General features: G+C 72.5%; 14 protein-coding genes and 1 pseudogene. 4 read left to right on the top strand and 11 right to left on the bottom strand.

Annotated features, from left to right (window positions below; translation table 11 throughout):
* Positions 1–362, bottom strand: a 362-nt coding sequence (locus tag AC067J_RS30510; RefSeq protein ID WP_478304607.1) for an alkaline phosphatase family protein, incomplete at its 3' end; no start/stop codon positions are given.
* 14 nt (positions 363–376) lie between these two features.
* Positions 377–1,798: an endonuclease/exonuclease/phosphatase family protein gene (locus tag AC067J_RS30505; RefSeq protein ID WP_478304605.1), complete on the bottom strand. Its 1,422-nt coding sequence runs from the start codon at positions 1,796–1,798 to the stop codon at positions 377–379.
* A gap of 886 nt (positions 1,799–2,684) precedes the next feature.
* On the opposite strand from AC067J_RS30505, the gene AC067J_RS30500 reads away from it, so the two are divergent.
* Positions 2,685–3,863, top strand: a complete 1,179-nt coding sequence (locus AC067J_RS30500) for an RICIN domain-containing protein (protein ID WP_478304603.1) — start codon at positions 2,685–2,687, stop codon at positions 3,861–3,863.
* A gap of 329 nt (positions 3,864–4,192) precedes the next feature.
* On the opposite strand, the gene AC067J_RS30495 is transcribed toward AC067J_RS30500, so the two are convergent.
* Complete coding sequence (locus tag AC067J_RS30495; protein WP_478304601.1) at positions 4,193–4,624, bottom strand: hypothetical protein; 432 nt, start codon at positions 4,622–4,624, stop codon at positions 4,193–4,195.
* 522 nt (positions 4,625–5,146) lie between these two features.
* On the opposite strand from AC067J_RS30495, the pseudogene AC067J_RS30490 reads away from it, so the two are divergent.
* A pseudogene (locus AC067J_RS30490) lies at positions 5,147–5,830 on the top strand (ice-binding family protein); the annotation flags it as partial.
* 1,035 nt (positions 5,831–6,865) lie between these two features.
* Complete coding sequence (locus AC067J_RS30485; protein ID WP_478304626.1) at positions 6,866–7,234, top strand: hypothetical protein; 369 nt, start codon at positions 6,866–6,868, stop codon at positions 7,232–7,234.
* A gap of 480 nt (positions 7,235–7,714) precedes the next feature.
* Here the strand turns inward: AC067J_RS30485 and AC067J_RS30480 are convergent, their stop codons facing one another.
* The 8 genes from AC067J_RS30480 to AC067J_RS30445 form a co-directional block, all read right to left on the bottom strand.
* Entirely contained in the window at positions 7,715–8,095 is a 381-nt protein-coding gene (locus AC067J_RS30480) for a TipAS antibiotic-recognition domain-containing protein (protein ID WP_478304599.1), read from the bottom strand.
* Between the two features lie 404 nt (positions 8,096–8,499).
* Positions 8,500–9,192: a hypothetical protein gene (locus AC067J_RS30475; protein ID WP_478304598.1), complete on the bottom strand. Its 693-nt coding sequence runs from the start codon at positions 9,190–9,192 to the stop codon at positions 8,500–8,502.
* Positions 9,193–9,515: 323 nt separating this feature from the next.
* The gene (locus AC067J_RS30470; protein ID WP_478304596.1) at positions 9,516–9,836 is read right to left on the bottom strand and encodes a DMT family transporter; all 321 of its coding nucleotides are present in this window, start codon (positions 9,834–9,836) and stop codon (positions 9,516–9,518) included.
* Between the two features lie 6 nt (positions 9,837–9,842).
* Positions 9,843–10,586: an HAD family hydrolase gene (locus tag AC067J_RS30465; RefSeq protein ID WP_478304594.1), complete on the bottom strand. Its 744-nt coding sequence runs from the start codon at positions 10,584–10,586 to the stop codon at positions 9,843–9,845.
* 40 nt (positions 10,587–10,626) lie between these two features.
* Positions 10,627–11,706 (bottom strand): ABC transporter ATP-binding protein, encoded by a 1,080-nt coding sequence (locus AC067J_RS30460; RefSeq protein ID WP_478304592.1) that lies wholly within the window; start codon positions 11,704–11,706, stop codon positions 10,627–10,629.
* A gap of 50 nt (positions 11,707–11,756) precedes the next feature.
* Positions 11,757–12,596 (bottom strand): ABC transporter permease, encoded by an 840-nt coding sequence (locus AC067J_RS30455; RefSeq protein ID WP_478304590.1) that lies wholly within the window; start codon positions 12,594–12,596, stop codon positions 11,757–11,759.
* Positions 12,584–13,549, bottom strand: a complete 966-nt coding sequence (locus tag AC067J_RS30450) for an ABC transporter permease (protein ID WP_478304588.1) — start codon at positions 13,547–13,549, stop codon at positions 12,584–12,586. Before AC067J_RS30450 ends, AC067J_RS30455 begins: the two co-directional genes overlap by 13 nt.
* 67 nt (positions 13,550–13,616) lie before the next feature.
* On the bottom strand, positions 13,617–14,786 hold the full coding sequence (locus AC067J_RS30445; RefSeq protein WP_478304586.1) for an ABC transporter substrate-binding protein: 1,170 nt from the start codon (positions 14,784–14,786) through the stop codon (positions 13,617–13,619).
* A gap of 340 nt (positions 14,787–15,126) precedes the next feature.
* Here AC067J_RS30445 and AC067J_RS30440 point away from each other — a divergent pair, with 340 nt between their 5' ends.
* Entirely contained in the window at positions 15,127–15,912 is a 786-nt protein-coding gene (locus AC067J_RS30440; protein WP_478304584.1) for a GntR family transcriptional regulator, read from the top strand.
* The last annotated feature ends 75 nt before the right edge of the window (positions 15,913–15,987 follow it).

Raw genomic sequence — 15,987 nt, 5'->3', positions numbered from 1 at the left:
TGCGGCAGCCCGCCCGCGTTCTGCGCGTTGTACTTGGCGGTGTCCATCCGGTACGGCAGCATCGCGCCGCCGTCGCTGCGGCCGGCGTCGGGCTGACGGAACACGTCGGTGCCGTCGGGGAACTGCAGCGCCTGCCGGTCCCCGAAGCCGCGCACGCCGTTCAGGGTGCCGAAGTAGTGGTCGAAGCTGCGGTTCTCCTGCATCAGGACGACGACGTGCTTGACGTCGGCGATGGTGCCGGTGGCGCCGGCTGCGGCTGCGGCGGGGGTGGCCTCGGCGCGGGCGCCGGACAGGCCGGTGAGGGCGGTGGCGCCGGCGGCCGCGGTGGCGCCGACGAAGGTACGGCGGGAGAGCTCGGTCATCGCGAACTGGCCTCTCAGAGCTGGAAGGTGGCGACGGCGGCGGCGCAGTCCGAGGGCCAGCCGTTGCCGGCGGCGCTCGGCTCGGGCTGCGGCCAGCCGGTGGCGAGCGTGTGGGCCTCGACCAGGGTGAGCGGCCCGGCGAAGTGCACGGCGGCGATGCGGTCCTGCGGCTCGGCCTTCCCGGCGGCGCGCTGCTTGCGCGTCGGCGACCAGGTGGCGCCCGGGGAGGCGACCGGGTCCGGGTGGGCGGCGCGGTGGGCGTCGGTCAGGCCGGCGCCCTGGATCGCCACCGTGACGGGCCAGTTGAGCGGGCCGGCCCCGCTGTGGGCGGGCGCGGCGGCCGCCGTCCAGTCCAGGTGGGACGGCGAGGCGAGGTCCGCGCCGAGGACGACGGCGCGCCCGGCCGCCACGTCGGCCTGGACGGCCGCCGCCAGCGCCCTGGCCTGCTGGAGGCGGAGGGACGCGTTCTCGGTGGCCGTGATCTGCGCGGCGCTCTGGCCGTCCTGGGCCGCGTACGGGCCGTAGTTCGCCTCGTCCAGGTGGGCGGCCCAGACCCGGACGGCGCGGCCCCCGGGGAGCTGGACGGTGACCCCGGCGGCGGGGAGGGCGGCGGTCGGTGCGGTGGCGGAGGCCAGCGGGTGGCGGCTCAGGACGCCGACGCTGCCCGGGCTCTGGTAGGCGTACCAGCCGAGCGCGGTGGCGAGGGTCTGGGCGGCGCTGCCGGCGGTCTCCTGCAGGGCCAGCACGTCCAGGCCCTGGGTGAGCACGACGCGCAGCTGCTTCTCCACGGCGTCGGTGAAGGCGGCGCCGGCGTTGGCGAGGTTCCAGGTGGCGGCCTTCAGGCGCGGCGCGGCGGCCGGGTCGGTGACCGGAACGGTGAGGGTGAGCGCGTCGGCGGCGCCGGCCGCGTCCTTGACGCCGACCAGGAGCTGCACCTCGCCGGTGCTCGCGGGCGCCGTGCCGGTGACGGTGCCGTCGGCGGCGACGGAGAGCCAGGAGGGTCCGCTGATCTTGCGGAAGACGGGCGTGCCTGCCGGGCGGCACCAGAGCCCGCCGAGCCTGACGGTCACGGTGCCGCCGGGCGCGACGGCCGTGGCGGTGAGCGCGTCCACGGCCAGGTGCGGGCGGACCGGGGCGGGCTTGGCGCGGAAGGTGAACGGCGCGGTCTGCGCGAGGACGCCGTAGCCGTCCTTGGCCAGCAGGTACGCGGTGTACGGGCCGCCGGTGAGTGCGGAGGTGTCGAGCTGGACGTCACCGGAGGCGCCGGGCGTGTACTTCCAGAGCAGCGAGGCGCCGTTGCCGGGCTGCCGGGTGCCGTCGTAGACGCCGACCCAGTTCTTGGCGTCGGGGGCGGAGGTGGTCCAGTGGAAGGTGATCTTGTCCCCTTCGGTCGGACTGGTGGGGGACGAGAGGGCGAGGGTGCTTCCTGCGGCCACGGGGGTCCTTCGGGTCGGGGGTGGGCGTCGAGTTGGCTGGACAACTGGACGCCCCATTGACCCGGAGGGCGGAGTACGCGGCGTGAACGAGACATGACCGGTCGCCGGAAGGAGGGCCAACTCGCCGTTGAGCGTCGGTCGTTGGCGAACGGCGTCGGCGAACGGTCGCGTCGGACGGTCCCGGCGAACCGCATCGGCGAACGGTCGCGGTGAACGGTCCCGGCGAACCGCATCGGCGAACGGTCCGGGTGAAACGGCGTCGGAGCGCGCGGTCGACGGCCGTGGTGGTGGCGGGAGGGCGGCGGCCGTGGTGGTGGCGCGGGCGTCGGGAATCGTTCCGGACGTGAAACGCCGACCGTGAACCGGACGTTCTTCACCCGGCCAGAATGCGTGCAGGTCAGGCCGGGACAATCGGCCGAAATGCAGCGGCGGAACGGATCGTTCCCGCGAATTGCCGCCACGCGGCCGGCGTGGCCGGAATTCTTCCCTTTCCGGCCGCCGACAGGCCGTGGTACGAATGATCGGCCGGTTCGCGCATGCGGCGGCCGATCCGCCGACCGGTCGGGGGGCCCGGGCCGACGGTCGTCGTACCTCTGCCATTTGCGCTGGTCGGCCGCATCGGTGGGGTCGGCGGGGTCGGCGGGTCACGGGCCGGACACGCTTTTCGCCGGGACGCGGATGCTGCGGGAATGGGGGGAAGAATCGCCGTGGGGGAATTGTCCGAACCGGGCCTGGTGGGAGCGGCGGCGCTCACCGTCGCCGCTTTCGGCGGCCGCCGATACCGACGGGCCCGGGCTGTTCAGGGTGAAGGGTGAAATCGCTGCGGCACCCCCCGCCCCTCTGTCGAATGTCCGAATTTCCTCGACCAGCAAAGGCGGGAATCACCATGTCCCTTTCGCGTTCACGTGCCGCACGGCTGACCGCGCTGTTCGCGGCCGCCGCCGGTGTCCTGCTGGCGGCCCCCACCCGGGCCGGCGCCGTCGTCGGCGAGGCGGCGCCGAGCGGCTTCCACGCGTTCACCGCCAGGATCGACATCGGCGATGGCAAGCGCGCCTGCACCGGAGCCCTGGTCGACCCGTTCTGGGTGGTCACGGCAGCCGGCTGCTTCGCCGACGACCCGGAACAGCCGTCCACCGTCCCCGCGGGGAGGCCGGTACTGCCGACCACCGTCACCGTCGGCCGCACCGACCTGACCACCACCGCGGGTCAGGTGCGCGACGTCGTCGAGCTCGTCCCCCGCGCCGACCGCGACCTCGTCCTCGCCCGCCTGGTCAACCCGGTCACCGACGTCGCCCCGCTGGCCGTCGCCACCACCGCGCCCGCCCCCGGCGAGGAGCTCCGGGTGCCCGGCTACGGCCGCACCAGGACGGAGTGGGTGCCCGACAAGCTGCACAGCGCCGCGTTCACGGTCGGCGCCGTCCGGCCGACCGGCCTGGACCTCGCACCCAAGGCCGGCACCGACGCGGCCCTCTGCAAGGGTGACACCGGCAGTCCGGCCGTCCGCACGGTCGGCGGCAGGCCGGAGCTGGTCGGCATCGCCACCCGCTCCTGGCAGAACGGCTGCCTCGGCAGCACCGAGACCGCGCACAGCGGTGCCGCCGGCGTCCGCGTCGACGACCTCGGCACCTGGATCCGGCAGGTCCGTGCGACCGAATGGAAGACCCCGCTGGTCAACGCCAACAGCCACAAGTGCCTGGAGATCGAGGACTCGCAGCTGGTCGACGGTGCCAGGGCGCAGCAGTGGACCTGCTACGACATGGCCACCTCGCGCTGGATCTTCCGCTGGGCCGGAGACAGTTGGGAGATCGTCAACGCCAACAGCGGCAAGGCGCTGGAGATCGCGGACTTGCTGGTGACGGACGGCGCCCCGGCCCAGCAGTGGGCCTACGTCGGCATCGCCTCCCAGCAGTGGGAGCTCGTCAAGGGCACGGCCGGGTACGTCCTGAAGAACCGCGGTAGCGGCAAGGTGCTGGAGATCGACGACTCGCTCGCGACGGACGGCGCCGCCGCCCAGCAGTGGGGCTACGTCGGCATCCCGACCCAGCAGTGGGTGTTCTCCTACTGACGCCGTGCAGCAACCGAGGCCGACCGGTCCCCGACCGGTCGGCCTCGGCGCCGAGCGTTGGATCGCCGCGGAACGTCGGTCCGGCGATCCGACGCTCCGTCGGCCACGGCCACGGCCTCGTCCGGTGCAGGGCGTCGGCCCGGCCCCGGCCACGACGAGGAACACCCTCCTGACCACCGAGCCCTGCTGCACCCCCGGATGCGGCGCGGACGCCGGCGTGCCCGCCGCTGTGACCGTGCTGCCGCTCGCCGATCCCCGGGCGCTGCCGTCGTCCACGGGACCCGGCGTGACGTGCAGGCGTACCGCGCCCGGTCCGGCGGCTCGGCGGCTCAGAGCCCGAGGATCTCGCGGATCAGGCCGAGCTTGCGCTCGGGGGAGAGGTCTTGGGGGCGGTCGGCCAGCAGCCCGTTCAGGATGGTGGGGACGTCGGAGCCCTCGGGCGCCTGGATGGCGTCGATGACCTGGCACCGGAGGCCACCGTCCCGGAGGAACACCCACACCTCGTGCTCCTGGCGCGGTTCGCCGTTCTCCCTCGGCGAGAGCCGCCAGGCCGGAAACCAGCCGAGCCCCTCCTCGGTGAGGGTCTCGGCCACCTCGTCCAGGACGTACTTGCCGAGCCTTCGGTAGCCGAGTTCCTCGCGCAGGTCGCCGAGGGTGACTCTGAGCAGGCCACCTGCGAGACGGCAGCGCTCGGCCACGCTGCCGGCGTTGCCGTCGGTTGCGGCGAGGACCCCGCCCTGCGGATACGTTGGGTTGTTCATGCTCGGGCCAACGACTCCATCCCCCGAGCGATACGTCATTTCACCAGCCTGGACGAGGCCGAGAGAAGAAACGGTACTTCCCGGAGCCTTGGCGGCGATCCGCCAGGGTTGTGGTGCGGTCGGGCGGACGGCTCCTGCCGAGAGCGCTGCCGGGCTCCACGGGTCCGGCCGAATCCTCGGGAGCCGGCCGCAGCCGAAGCCCGGGGCTTCGCGTGCGGCCTTGAGTGCGTGGACAAACGACACGCCGGAGCCGGGGGGAATGTGCCCTGTTCGCGTCGGCACGTCACCCGAGTGCATCTTTATTATTCTTTCCTTTTCATGTTGTTGTTGCACGGTGTACTGAGTAGGTGACTGTGCATCACCACCCCTGGCGGGTGCCGCTCTGCGGCCCGCCGGAGTGGTGCCCGAGGCGCCTCGGCGCGTGCACGAGGGCTCGTGGTCCGACCAGAACTCACCATCGGCGCTCCGAAATCCTCTTTTCGAGTGACGGAGCTCAACGGCGACAAGAAAGGGTCCTGTCCTATGGCAGTCGATGCCATTCCGCCCGCCCCACCTGAGAGAGGGCGTAAACGCTCCCGGCTCACGGGCGCGCTCGTCCTGCTGTCCGGACTGACGTTGCTTGCGACGGCAGGTCTGGTCACGAGTCCCGCGCACGCCGCGGAGGCACCGGTGATGCTGGGGACCGACGCCAGCTATGCCATCCTGGCCGCCTCTACTGTCACCAACACCGGTCCCAGCGTGATCAACGGGGACCTGGGCCTCAGTCCGGGCACCAGTGTGACGGGCTTCCCGCCCGGAATCGTGAACGGCGTCCAGCACGTCAACGACGCCCAGGCCGCCCAGGCTCAGTCGGACCTGGTCATCGCCTACAACGACGCCGCAGGCCGGGCCCCCACCGCCAGCCTGACGTCTCCGGGCGACATCGGTGGACTGACGCTGACGCCCGGCGTCTACAAGGCCACGTCGTCGCTGAACCTCACCGGGACCGTCACCCTCGACGCCTTGGGCGATCCCAGCGCCGTCTTCATCTTCCAGATCGGCTCCACCCTGATCACGGCCCCGTCGAGCGTCGTCAGCCTGGTCAACGGGGCGCAGCCCTGCAATGTGTTCTGGCAGGTGGGCAGCTCGGCCACCATCGACGTCAACTCCTTCTTCAAGGGCAACATCCTGGCGATGACGTCCATCACGGTGAACACCAACTCGGTGATCGAAGGCCGTGCCCTGGCACGCACGGGGGCCGTCACGCTGGACGACAACACCATCACGAGGGCGGCCTGTACTGTCGGCCCGCCCGGACCGAGTGGGCCGCCCGGACCGAGTGGGCCGGCGGGGCCGAGTGGGCCGGCGGGTCCGAGCGGGCCGGCGGGGCCCGGCGGTCCGGCCGGCTCTCCCGGTGCTCCCGGCCCCAACGGTGCTCCCGGTCCGGCGGGCTCTCCCGGTGCTCCGGGTGCCCCGGGTCCCAACGGCGCTCCCGGCGTGCCCGGCGCGCCTGGCTCTCCGGGCGCCCCCGGCCCCAACGGTGCGCCCGGTGCTCCGGGTGCTCCGGGTGCTCCCGGCCCCAACGGCGCTCCCGGTGTGCCCGGCGCGCCTGGCTCTCCGGGCGCCCCCGGCCCCGACGGTGCTCCTGGTGCTCCGGGTGCTCCCGGCCCCAACGGCGCTCCTGGTGCCCCCGGCGTTCCTGGTGCCCCGGGTCCGAACGGCGCTCCCGGTGTGCCCGGCGCGCCCGGCTCTCCGGGCGCCCCGGGTCCGAATGGCGCCCCGGGAGCTCCCGGTGCCCCCGGGGCTCCCGGCGCCAACGGTTCACCCGGCGCTAACGGACTGCCTGGCACTAACGGCTCGCCCGGGGCCAATGGGCTGCCTGGCGCTAATGGTTCGCCCGGCGCCAACGGTTCACCCGGCGCTAACGGACTGCCTGGCACTAACGGCTCGCCCGGGGCCAATGGGCTGCCTGGCGCTAATGGCTCGCCCGGCGCCAACGGTTCACCCGGCGCTAACGGACTGCCTGGCACTAACGGCTCGCCCGGGGCCAATGGGCTGCCTGGTGCTAATGGCTCGCCCGGCGCCAACGGTTCACCCGGCGCCAACGGTTCGCCCGGTGCACCAGGCCCTGCGGGGCCTGCGGGACCTGCCGGACCTGCGGGGCCTGCCGGACCATCCCAGTCTCCAAGTGGTCACGGCGGCCAGGGCCACGGCGGCCATGAGCAAGATGATCACGGACATGGCCCGGGCAACCATGGCAATGTGCAGGCCGGTCCCGTTCACGGCGGCAATGCGCAGGGCGGCCCCGTTCAGGGCGGCAACGTGCAGGGTGGCCCCGTTCACGGTGGCAATGCGCAGGGCGGCCCTGTGCAGGCCGGTCCCGTTCACGGCGGCAACGTGCAGGGCGGCAACGTTCACGGCGGCAACGCGCAGGGCGGCCCTGTTCAGGGCGGCAACGTGCAAGGCAGCCCCGTTCAGCACCTGAACGAGTCGGGGCAGGCGCTCGCTGCCACCGGCGCGGGCGGATCGATCGGCATCGTGGCCGGCTCGGCGGCCGCCATTGCCCTGGGAGGCGCACTCGTCATCCTCGTGAGGCGAAGCGGACGAGCCGCAGCCCGCCGACGGCACTAGGCGCGTCTCTCCGGTGAGCTGAGCAGTCGATCGGATGCGTCTGTCCGGTTGGTGATCAGCGGGGGATGTGTGACCGGATCGGCCGTTGACACCGGCCGATCCGGTCCGCGTGCGGCGGTGGGCGGACTACCGTCGCACGCTTGAAAGCCTTGGCCGGCCCCGTCGTCCCCCAGGGGCCTCGTACACGTCGAGGCCCGGCTGTTCTCTCGCCGACCCGAGGGCGTCGCGCGCCAGTTGACTGGCCTGCCCGGCGGGCGGTTCCTGACGGGCCGTTCCGGACAGCTCAGGGCACGGTGACGAACGTCGCGTTCGCGACCTTCGCGAAGGCGACCGGCCCACCGGACCGAGGCCGAGTCCTTCGGCTTCTCCTACGTCTTCGAGGACGTCCTGCCCGGGGAGCCCGCCGCCTCCCCGCCCGCGGTGGCCGCCGTGTCGTGGTGGCGAGCGGGCAGGGCTCACGCCGAAGCCCCGGAATCCGCCCTACGAGGCGAACCCGGCCTCGCGTTCGGCGAATACGCCCATGGCGGCACCCAGGAATTCCACCATCCCGGGGTGGTAGGAGCTGTGGAACTCCCTCATGGCGTCGTCCTCCGCGTACAGGAGCGCCATGCCGAGATAGGCCTCCCTGGTGGGGACGAAGAATCGGGAGACTATGTCGAAGTGCCGGTGAACGAGCTCCTGGATCCCTTGGTCCCCGGGCAGGGAGTCGTCCAGGCGGGCCGCGATCTCCCGGTACAGCACGTCCCAGTCCTGGTGGACCCGGGTCCTGTCCACGTGCTCCCAGTCGTTGGTCTCGGCGAGGCTCTTCGCCTGCTCCTCAGCCAGCGACCGGCGACACTCGTCCTCGTGCTGATTGCCCATGGCACCAATTCCGATGGTTCTCATGCCTCTTCGGTGGATCCCTCAAGAGGCGTCCGACTTGCGGTCTTTGACCGACTGTCGATCCAGGCGGAACAGTGGCACACGTCCGATGGGTCGGCAAGCTGTTTATCGAGCCCCGGTCCGGGTCTTCGGAGCAGGAAGTCGGACCGGCCGACTTCCTGCTCCGCGCGGTCCTCTGCCCGTTCCGGCGGTCCGGTCGTCGGGGAGTGGCGCCGGATCGCCCTGTCGGTGGCAGTGGTGAGGAGCGTGCGAAGGCGATGTCGTCACCGGCACGTGGGTCGGGTAGACCGCGGTGGACGGGTACTGCCAGGGCGCCCGCTACCACGGGGCCAAGTGTGGCGGGGCGGGCCCGAGTTCGGCCCGCCCCGCCTCTCGCTCCCGGGTCAGCTCGCCGGGCCGTCGGCCTCGACCTCGTCCCAGTAGCCGTCCTCCTCGGGGAACGGGATCGGGAACGGCGACGGGAAGACGCCCTCCAGCCGGACCGCTCCGTTGTACTCCGCGACCTCCTTGATCGCCGCCGCCTCGCCGACGACGAACGCGTCCAGCACGGCGAACAGCGCGATCAGTTCCGGGAACGCCTCAAGAGCCTCGCTGAGCGCCCGGTCGAAGCCCGACGAAGCGGCTTCGAGCAGGGGGATCGCCTCCGGGCTCAGGTGGATCGTGTAGCAGAGGTCGAGGAAGCCGTGCACGTCGGCGGTGATCAGCGGCCAGTCGTCGAACTGCGCGGCGACCGCCTCCAGATGCTTCTCGTCCACCGCGACGCCCTGCTCCGCGGCCTTGGCCTCCCACTTCGGGCGGACCCGCTCCACGCGGGACCGGATCAGCGCCTCGGGGATCTCGGCCGCCGCCGTCCGCGCCTCCAGGTGCTTCCGGGTGGCGGTCTCCAGGTTGAAGCGCCCCTCCAGGTCGAGCTTCGGTCGGGCCCTGCGCTCGAACGCGGCCCGGATCTCCAGGGCCTTGGCCTCCACCTGCTCGGCCGTGACCTCGGCCGTTACCTCGGCCGTTACCTCGGCCGTGACCTCGGCCGTGACCTCGGCCGTTACCCCGGCCGTGGTCTCGGCATCGTTCTCGGTCATGTCGTGCTCCCTCCCACTGTCGCTACGACTGCTCCACCCCGCGTTCCATTAACTCCGGGCGAGGGGTCGCTCACCTAGCGTGTGATCGGCCAATCGGGGAGGTCCGGGTGTCGGGCACCGTGGGGCACGTCAGGAGCAGGAATCCCCGCGCTCCCGTGGCTTTCGGCGGGGGAGGCGGGGAGCGGGGCGCGGTGTGCCTGGGCGGGCGCACGGGGGTCGGCGGTGGCGGGTCCGGTGGCTCGTCCGGCCTCTCGTCCGGGCCGAAAGCGGAACGGAGCGGGAAGTCGGACCGGCCGACTTCCCACTCCGCGGGAGGCTGTGCGTCAGTGGCTGCCCTTCAGGTTGAGCACCACCACGCCGATGACGACCAGGGCGAGCCCCAGCCACTGCAGCCGCCCCAGCGATTCACCGAAGGCCACCACGCCGATGCCGGCGACCGCCGCCGTCCCCGCCCCGGACCACACCGCGTACGCGACCGACACCGGGATGTGCTTGAGCGCCTTCCCGAGCAGGTAGAACGAGAGCACGTAGCCGATGGCCACCCCCACGCTCGGCCAGAGTCTGGTGAAGCCCTCCGTCAGCTTCAGGCAGCTGGTGGCGCAGACTTCGCTGAGGATCGCCAGGGCGAGGAGTAGGTAGGGCACGGGAGCTCAAACCCCGGGCGCGGTGGTGAGCTTCCCGAGCAGCGCGACGTCGGCGTGCTCCAGGCTGTCCAGCAGCGTCACCCGCGAGCCGCCCGGGATGCGGGCGGCGCTGGACGGGACGGCGAGCACCGCGCAGCCGGCGGCGGTGGCGGAGGCGACGCCGGTCGGGGTGTCCTCGACGGCGACGCAGAGCGCCGGGTCGAGGCCGAGGCGTTCGGCGGCGGCGAGGTAGGGGTCGGGCGCGGGCTTGGTGCGCGGGGTGTCCTCGGCGGCCAGCGTGACGGCGAACCAGTCGCGGCCGATGGTGCCGAGCACCATGTCGACCACCCGGCGCGGCGAGGCCGACACCAGGGCGGTGGGCACGTGGGCGTCCCGGAGGGAGGCGAGCAGGGCGAGCGCGCCGGGCCGGGGGACGGTCTCGGCGGCGACCTTGCCGGCGAAGGAGTCGCCCAGCCGGTCGGCGAGTTCGGCCTCGCTCAGCGACGTCCCGCTGACGCGGTGGAGGTGGGCGGCGGTGTGCTCGATGGCCTGGCCGAGGACCTCGGGGGCGTCCTGGTCGGTGAGCGAGTGGTGGAGCTCGTCGGCGAGTTCGGCGGCGGCCTGCCACCAGAGGTGCTCGGTGTCGACCAGGGTGCCGTCCATGTCGAAGAGGACGGCGGCGGGAGTAACGGGAGCGACAGGTGCAGCAGGAGCAGCGGGAGCGGCGGCAACGGCGGCGGCGGGGACGACGGATTCAGCGGATGCAGGCATGGCGGTACCTTCGGTGGTTCAAGAAGAGGAAGCAGACGGGTCAGACCGCGCGGCGGTCGACCAGCACCGGGCGCTCCGGCAGGGTCAGCGCGGCGCGCGAGCCGACGGGCAGCTGGGCCGCGGCCTCGGTCGGCAGGTCGGCCTTGACCTCGGTGCCGTCGGCGAGCCGGACGGTGAGGCGGGTGACGGCGCCCAGGAAGGACGCGGAGACCACCTGCGCCGGGCCGTCCACCGCCGGGGTGAGGGCGACGTTCTCCGGGCGGACCAGCACCTCCAGCGAGCCGTCCGACGGCAGCGTGCCGTCCACGGCGTGCCGGCGGCCGAGGACCTCGACGCCGTCGCCGGTCCGGACGCACGGGATGCGGCTCATGGTGCCGACGAACTCGGCGACGAAGGCGGTGGCCGGGCGGGCGTACAGCTCGGCGGGCGCGGCGCACTGCTCCAGCCGGCCGGCGCGCAGCACCGCGACCCGGTCGGCCATCGACAGCGCCTCCTCCTGGTCGTGCGTGACGAACAGCGTGGTGATCCCCAGCTCCTGCTGGAGGCGCCGGATCTCCTCGCGCAGCGACAGCCGCACCTTGGCGTCCAGGGCGGAGAGCGGCTCGTCGAGCAGCAGCACGCGCGGCTGGAGGGCGAGCGCGCGGGCGAGCGCGATGCGCTGCTGCTGGCCGCCGGACAGCTGGTGCGGGTAGCGGTCGGCGTGCTGCGGCAGGCCGACCAGCTCCAGCAGCTCCTTGGCGCGCTTGAGGCGCTTGGCCTTGCCGGTGCCGCGCATCCGCAGGCCGAAGGCGACGTTGTCGGCGGCGGTCAGGTGCGGGAAGAGGCTGTACGACTGGAACACCATGCCGGCGTCGCGCTTGTGGGCCGGGATCGCGGTGATGTCCTGGCCGTCGACCAGGACCTGGCCGGAGTCGTGCTGCTCGAAGCCGGCGAGGATGCGCAGCGCGGTGGTCTTGCCGCAGCCGGACGGGCCGAGCAGGGCGAGGAGTTCGCCCGGCTGGACGGTCAGGTCGAGGCCGTCGAGTGCGGTGGTGGCGCCGAAGGTGCGGCGCAGCGAGCGGAATTCGACGGTGGCGCCGCCCGAGCGGGTGGCGGTCTTCTCAACGGCGAGGGAGGTCACGGGAGTTCTCCGGAGGTGCGGGGGAGGCCGGCGGGGCGTTCGGGGGGTGGTCAGGACGTGGTCTTGGCGTGGCGCTCGCGGCCGAGGGTGGCCAGCAGGAGCAGCAGCAGCCAGGTGATCAGCAGGCTCAGGATGGAGACCGCGACCGACATGTGGGCCTGGCTGTTGCCGACCGTGTAGATCCAGACCGGGAAGGGCTGGTAGCCGAGGATCGAGGCGGCGGTGAACTCGCCGAGGACCAGGGCCAGGGTGAGGAAGGAGGCGTTGAGCAGTGCCCCGCGCAGATTGGGCAGGACGACGGTGAACACCGCGCGCGGCCAGCTCGCGCCGCAGTTGCGGGCGGCCTCGACCAGGGTGCGGACGTCGACGGCGCGCAGGCCGGCGTCGAGCGCGCGGTAGGCGAGCGGCAGGCCCATCAGCACGTAGGCGATGACCAGGACGAGCGGGAAGTCCGGGTCCTGGACGAACACGAAGGTCTGGAAGAACGGCGTGTCCATCAGGTAGTCCGGGCCCCAGCGCAGCACGCCGATCAGGCCGGCGGTGAGCGCGACGGGCGGGACGACCAGCGGCAGGGTGCAGAGCACGTCGATCACCGGGCGCAGCTTCGGGGCGCCGAGCCGGACCGCGATCAGGGCGGGCACCAGCAGGAGCAGCAGCACCAGGACGGTGACGACGGCGAGTCCGAGGGTGAGCCAGAGGCTGTCGAGGAAGCCGGGGGCGGAGAGCAGTCCGGTGTACGCCTCGAAGGAGTAGCCCTTGGGGTCGTCGATCGAGAAGTAGCCGGCGGCCGCGAGCGGGACGACGAAGTAGACGGCGGCGATCCCCAGGACGGCGCCGCGCCACCAGCGCACCTTGGTGCGGTCGGTACGGGCGGGGGTCAGCTGAGCCATCGGGCGCTCCGGCGCTGGAGGGGGAGGTACACGGCCATCACGAGGACGGCCACGACGATCATGTTGAGGCTGAGGGCGAGGGCGAGGTTGCCCTGGCCGACCAGCACGTTGCCGGAGAGCGCGTCGGCGATCGAGCGGCTGACCAGCGGGACGGTCGCGCCGACCATCGCGGCGGCGGTGGCGTACGCGGCGAAGGCGCTGCCGAACAGCAGCACGAAGCCGCCGAGCAGGGAGGGCAGCAGGATCGGCAGGGCGACGTGGCGCCAGTACTGGACGGTGGTGGCCCGGTTGTTCTGCGCGGCCTCGCGCCACTGCACCCGCAGGCCGTCCAGGGCCGGGGTGATGGTGAGGACCATCAGGGGGATGAGGAAGTACAGGTAGACGATGGTGAGGCCGGTGAACGAGTAGAGCGACCAGCCGTGGTCGGTGAGGTTCAGCAGCTTGGTGACCTCGCCCGCGTTGCCGAGGGTGGCGACGAACGCGAACGCGAGCGGCAGGCCGCCGAAGTTGGCGAGCACGCCGGAGGCGGTGAGCACGGCCTGGCGCAGCCAGGTGTGCCGGGAGGTGACCACGGCCTGGGCGATCGGCAGGCCGATCAGGGTGGAGAGCAGCGCGGTCAGTGCGGAGAGCTTGAGGCTGCTCAGCATGGCCGTCCAGTAGGCGCCCTGGACGGAGGCGGTGACGTTGTCGAACGTGAACTGTCCGCCGCCGCCCTCCGCGTCGGTGGAGGTGGTGAACGCGCCGATCACGATGGCGACGGCGGGGAGGCCGAAGCCGATCAGGAAGAAGAGCAGGAGCGGCACGGTGGCGAGCCAGGAGGCGCCGCCGAGCCGGGCGAGCGGGCGCCGCCGGGGGGTGGGGGTGGTCGTCGTGGCGGTGCGGGACGCCCCCGCGCCGCCACCGAGGTCGGTGGCGGCGGGGGAGGTCGGCACCGGGGTGGGAGCCGTGGTCATGAGTGCCTTTTCGCGGTGTGGCGGTTTCGCGGTGGGTCGGCCCGAACTGCGGTGCTCGGCCGGGGTGTCAGCCCGCGATGGCCTTGGTCCAGTTCTCGGTCACGACCTTCTTGGCGGCCGTGATCTGGTCCTGGGTCGGGAAGGTGGTGAAGGGCTTCTCGACGGTCGGCAGCTTGGCGGCGGCCGCGGCGTCGAGGGTGCCGTCCTTCTTCAGGGCCTCGAAGGTGGACGGGGTGGCGTAGCCGCCGAGGAAGAGGTTCTGGCCCTCGGCGCTGAACAGGTACTCCTGCCACAGGCGCGCGGCGGCCGGGTGCGGGGCCCACTTGTTGATGCCCTGGTTGTAGAACTGGGCGTAGCTGCCGTCGGAGGGGATGGAGACCTTCCAGTCGACGCCCTTGTCCTTGAACTGGTCGCTGTAGCCGGCGTTCAGGTAGGACCAGTCGATCGAGATCGGGGTCTCGCCCTTCTCGATGGTGGCCGGGGTCGACTCGACCGGGTTGAAGTTGCCGGACTGCTTGAGCTTGCCGAAGTAGTCGATGCCGGGCTGGATGTTGTCCAGCGAGCCGCCGTTGGCGAGCGCGGCCGCGTAGACGCCGCCGAAGGCCGAGCCGGACTTGGTCGGGTTGCCGTTGAGCGCGACCTGGCCCTTGTACTCGGGCTTCAGCAGGTCGGCGAAGGTCTTCGGGCAGTTGGCGATCTTCTTGGCGTCGCAGCCGATCGAGATGTAGCCGCCGTAGTCGTTGACGCGGGCGCCGCTCGGGTCCTTCATGGTCTCCGGCACCTTGTCGAAGGTGGCGACCTTGTAGGGGGCGAGCAGGCCGTCCTTGACCGCCTGGAGCGCGAAGGCGCTGCCGAGGTCGACGACGTCGGGGGCGCGGTCCTGGCCCTTGCGGGAGGTGATCGCGTTGATCTCGTCCTGGCTGGAGCCGTCCGGGTTCTCCTCCTCGACCTCCAGGCCGTACTTGGCCTTGAAGCCGTCGATGATCTTGCCGTAGTTCGCCCAGTCCCGGGGCAGCGTGATGACGTGCAGCTTGCCCTCCTTCTTGGCGGCGGCGACCAGGCCGTCGATGCCGCCGAGGTCGGCGGCGGAGGTGGCCTCCTTGGCGTCCTTGGCGCCGGCCTTGGCGGCGTCGCCGGCCTTGGTGGTCGAACCGGCGGAGCCGCAGGCGGTGAGGGAGAGCGCGGCGGCGGTCAGTACGGCCGCGAAGGCGGCGGCGCGGGCACGGTGCACGGTCACGGGTCAGTCTCCTGAATCAGGGCGTACTGCGAGGGGTGCGTATCGAGGGGATGCGTCGGGCGAGTGGGGTGGCCGGGGGCGGCCGGGCCGGGTGAGCGGTCGGTCATCGGCGCCCGAGTTGACTAGCCAACTTCGCTGACGGGGGTAAGTACGCCGGAGTCCGGTGACGGGAAGGTGAACGGATGACCCAGTCCCGGGGTCGGCTGCGGGAACGGTCGAATCAGGTCGCCGGCGGATGATCGGCGGAGTGCGATGCTTCGGGAGCGCAGCGGGATAAGGTCGGGCTGTCCGCGCCGGTACGGCTGCGCAGGACACCGCCCCTGGAGGGACATTGACTGACGTGGCAGTTGAGTCGGGCCGTCCGGCCACCGAGGACCGCGCCACCGGAGCGCTCTACCGCAAGGTCGCCGCAGACCTGCGCGAGGCGATCACCACCGGCGCGTTCGGCGAGGCCGGCCGGCTGCCCGCCGAGGGCGCGCTCGCCGAGCAGTACGGCGTCTCGCGCGGCACCGTCCGCCAGGCGCTCGCCGTGCTGCGCTCGGACGGGCTGGTCACCTCGCGGCGCGGCACCCGCCGGGTGGTGCTGGGCACGGCCCGGGTGCAGAGCTTCTCCGAACTGCTCAGCTTCACGCACTGGGCGTACTCGATGGGCGAGGAGCCCGGCGGCATACTCGACTCGCTGGTCCGCCGCCCGGCCGACGCCGCCGAGCGCGAGCAGCTCCGCCTGGAGGCCGGCGCCGACGTCTACGTGACGGTCCGGCTGCGCACCCTCTCCGGGAAGCCGGTGATGGTCGAGCGCACGGTCTACCCGCCGCGGGTCGGCGAGATCGTCGCCGAGCTGCCGCCGGACGTCGTCTCGCACACCGAAGTCCTGCGCGAGCACGGCATCCTGTTCACCGACGCCGACCACACCATCGACATCGTCGCCGCCAACGCGGACGACGCCCGGCTGCTCGGCTGCCGCCGGGGCGGCCCGCTGCTGCGCGAGCGGCGCCGGACCACCGACCCGACCGGTACGCCGGTGGAGTGGTCCCAGGACCGCTACCTGCCCGGCACGGTGGCGTTCAGCGTGCACAACTCCCTCGCCACCTCGGCGCTTTCGCGCCACGCCCGGGAGCTGGACTGAACCCCTGGCGGGGGGAGGCGGATTCGGAGAGCGGGCGGGGGAGCGCGCCCGCCGGGGGCGGGGCGCAGCACCGCG

The organism is Kitasatospora sp. NPDC042419 (assembly GCF_056437345.1).
The sequence above is the reverse complement of the archived record's forward strand: the minus strand, read 5'-3'. Positions and strand labels throughout refer to the sequence as shown.